We start from the raw sequence: 3,057 nt of genomic DNA, 5'->3' as shown, positions 1-3,057 counted from the left end.
ATACCCTTTACAGCTTACGATGCAGGATGGGTTGTTCTTTGCATTGGAATGGCCATAGGGGGCGGGATTATTTTTCTGCCAGTTCAGATAGGAATGAAAGGTGTTTGGGTATTTACGCTGTCCGTTCTTATTGCTTACCCGGCACTCTATATGATGCAAACTCTTTATCTTAAAACATTATCGCAAAGCCCTGAATGTAAAGATTACTCAGGAGTTATAACATTCTATCTTGGGAAGAACTGGGGGTTCTTCCTTGGCGTGGCATATTTTATAATGCTTCTCAAAGGAATGTTAACCTACTCACTGGCAGCTACATTCGATAGCGCATCGTATTTCCAGACATTCGGAATAACCGCCGATAAATTGTCAGATAACTGGTGGTACGGACTCGTTGTGTTAGCCTTACTCGTCAGTATTGCAGCCCAGGGGGAGAAATTGCTGTTCAAAATCTCAGGGCCCATGGTACTGATAAAGTTGGCAGTGGTGGTGCTGTTGGGTCTGGTTATGATCCCTCACTGGGATATGCGGAACATCAGTAACCTTCCCCCTTTTGGAGAATTACTGATTGGTACAGTTCTGACCCTGCCGTTTACATTGTTTTCGATCCTTTTCGTTCAGATCCTCAGTCCCATGAATGTTGCCTTCCGCAAAATAGAATCAGATCCGAAAATTGCAACCCTGAGGGCCTTGCGGGTTAGTCGTATCGCGTATGGAATACTGATATGTGCTGTACTCTTTTTCGCATTTTCCTTTACTTTTTCCCTCAGCCACGAACAGGCAACTGAAGCTGCACAAAACAATATTTCTGCGATGGCCATCGTGGCTAAAGTTATTCCAGGTGAAGTTGTCAGAGTAATGTCGGTTCTTCTGAATATCTTCGCAATTGTTACTGCTTTTTTTGGTATATTCCTTGGTTTTCAGGAAGCGATGAAAGGAATTGTTGTGAATGTTCTTTCACGCTTTGTAGATGAAAAGTCGATAAATGAATATGGAGTCAGCATCGGAGTTTCGATTTTTATCGTTCTTTTGTTGTGGGGGTGGGTACTGACACACTTCCCTGTCTTGTTGCTACAACAAATAGGTGCGCCTGTTTACGGAATTGTCTCTTGTATCATTCCTTGCTACCTGGTACTTAAGGTTACCCAGCTCAGAAAGTATAATTCCTGGCGAGTGCTGTTTATCTCAGCAACAGGTGTACTTCTCTGCCTTTCGCCGTTTTTTAAAATATTCGAATCATAGGATATCCAATGAAACAGAATTCAGAACTGCAAAAATTTAAAGTTAGTACGCAATTATCAATACTAGGCAGAAATCCGGATGAGCAGAATGGTTTTGTCAATGCACCTGTCTACCGGGGGTCGACTGTTGTTTATAAAAGCTGTGAAGATATTCGTAATAAAAAAACGCGATTCTCCTATGGAACAGCAGGGACACCTACAATTGAGAATCTGGAAAATGCATGGTCTGTTCTAAGCGATGCAGCTGGAACGGTTATTTCACCATCAGGACTTGGTGCCCTGGCGCTGGCGTTTTTTTCAGTGACCAAAGCTGGAGACCACATTCTGGTTACTGATTCCGTTTATCGTCCAACGCGAAATTTCTGTAATACGCTACTGGCAAAATATGGAGTATCTATTTCCTATTATGACCCACTTATCGGGAGTGATATTGAAGGATTTGTTCAGGAAAATACCCGGGTAATTCTTCTTGAATGCCCGGGTTCACAAAGCTTCGAAGTTCAGGATATCGGAGCTATTGTTGCCGTAGCCAAAAAATATCGTATTAGCACAATTATAGATAATACTTGGGCAACACCTCTATTTTTCAGAGCTCATGAACACGGCATTGATCTTTCCGTTGAAGCAGGAACGAAATACCTCAGTGGTCATTCAGATCTGCTGATGGGACTGGTATCGGCAAACGCATCTCACTGGCCAGCATTACGTGAAGCATATGATGCAATGGCTATGTTGCCCGGTGCCGAGGATTGTTTCCTTGCGCTTCGGGGATTGCGTACGATGCACCTGAGGGTAAAAGAAGCAGAAACGCGTGGTCTGGAAATGGCAAACTGGTTAAAGAGCCAGCCAGAGGTCAGCAGGGTATTACATCCTGCTCTTAAGGAGTGCCCGGGGCATGAAAACTGGGAAAAATATTTCACTGGCTCCACGGGACTTTTTTCAATCGTACTTAAGGACCAGTTTAACCAGGATAATGTCGATAACATGCTGGATAACATGAGCATTTTTGGGATGGGGTTCTCCTGGGGAGGGTTTGAAAGTCTCATTATTCCTTTTAACTGCGCCGAATACCGGACGGCCACTCAGTGGTCTCCTTGATCTTGACCCTCCATCTCCGAACAGCTTTTGTATCTTAAGTTAACGATGTCCGCTGCCGCCGGTATTCCCTCGGGGAGTGATATCCCAGCGCGCTGTGCGGGTGGTTTTCATTGTAATGCGTGAACGCTACTGCAAGGTTTCGCAGTGCTGTTCTCACATCCGGTTTTGGCATGAACGCGATATAGTCTTCTTTCATCGTTTTCACGAACCGTTCGGCCATGCCATTACTCTGCGGGCTGCTCACCGCTGTTGTGCAGGGCTCCAGATTCAGCTCTCTCGCGAACCTCCGCGTTTCATACGCGGTATACGCTGAACCGTTATCCGTCAGCCACTGCACCGCTGTGTCGGGCAACCTGTCGCCGAAGCGCTTTTCCACCGACCTCAGCATCACATCCTGCACGGTCGAACTGTCATAGCCTCCCGTGCTTGCTGCCCAGTCTATGGCCTCACGGTCGCAGCAGTCCAGCGCGAACGTTACCCGCAGTTTTTCGCCGTTGTCGCAGCCGAACTCGAAGCCATCTGAACACCAGCGCATATCGCTTTCTGCCACCGCTATCTTGCCCTTATGTTCACGCTTTGGTCGCTCTGGTTTGTGATGCAACAACAACAGGTTATGCTCACGCATTATCCTGTAAAGCCGTTTGGCATTCACAGGTGGCTGTCCCTCTGTGCGACGTTGCTTGCGCAGGATGCCCCACACGCGTCGATAACCATAACTCGG

Annotated in this window: 2 protein-coding genes and 1 pseudogene; 2 read left to right on the top strand and 1 reads right to left on the bottom strand. The window is 46.5% G+C overall.

Annotated elements, in window-relative coordinates:
* Both ACMWLG_RS17955 and metC read left to right on the top strand, forming a co-directional pair.
* A partial coding sequence (locus ACMWLG_RS17955; RefSeq protein WP_414763016.1) for an amino acid permease occupies positions 1-1,239 on the top strand: 1,239 nt, incomplete at its 5' end.
* Positions 1,240-1,247: 8 nt separating this feature from the next.
* Positions 1,248-2,336, top strand: a complete 1,089-nt coding sequence (gene metC / locus ACMWLG_RS17950; protein WP_414763015.1) for a cystathionine beta-lyase — start codon at positions 1,248-1,250, stop codon at positions 2,334-2,336.
* A gap of 34 nt (positions 2,337-2,370) precedes the next feature.
* Here the strand turns inward: metC and ACMWLG_RS17945 are convergent.
* Positions 2,371-3,057, bottom strand: a pseudogene (locus tag ACMWLG_RS17945) (IS3-like element ISEcl1 family transposase); the annotation flags it as partial.

Source organism: Enterobacter sp. 01-M-02-SI-ECC, from assembly GCF_047530595.1.
GTDB classification, from domain to species: domain Bacteria; phylum Pseudomonadota; class Gammaproteobacteria; order Enterobacterales; family Enterobacteriaceae; genus Enterobacter; species Enterobacter cloacae_M.
Note: the sequence above shows the minus strand (reverse complement) of the source record. Positions and strands in the feature narration are given on the sequence as shown.